Below are 260 nucleotides of genomic sequence, written 5' to 3'. Positions count from 1 at the left end.
GCTTGATAGATATCATAAAAAAGGTTTCCGAGGGCTTGAATATCGTTCCAGAGGAAAACCCTGTATGAAGCAACCCCGTATTGAATCTACTGACAGTGATGATGAAAAAACAATTGAAGCATTAAAAGAGGAAATTGCTTATCTACGAGCAGAAAATGCTGTTCTAAAAAAGTTAGAAGAGCTGAAACAAGCAAAACGACAACAAACAAAGAAAAAACGTTAGTTGTTTTAGCTCTTAAATATCAGTATTCCTTAAGACA

At 34.6% G+C, this 260-nt stretch carries 1 pseudogene; it reads left to right on the top strand.

Annotated elements, in window-relative coordinates:
* Positions 1-223 (top strand): annotated as a pseudogene (locus H3S73_RS14125) (helix-turn-helix domain-containing protein); the annotation flags it as partial.
* Positions 224-260: the final 37 nt, after the last annotated feature.

It is taken from the genome of Gilliamella sp. B14384G12, assembly GCF_016101825.1.
GTDB classification, from domain to species: domain Bacteria; phylum Pseudomonadota; class Gammaproteobacteria; order Enterobacterales; family Orbaceae; genus Gilliamella; species Gilliamella apicola_N.
This window is presented reverse-complemented; position numbering and strand designations above follow the sequence as displayed.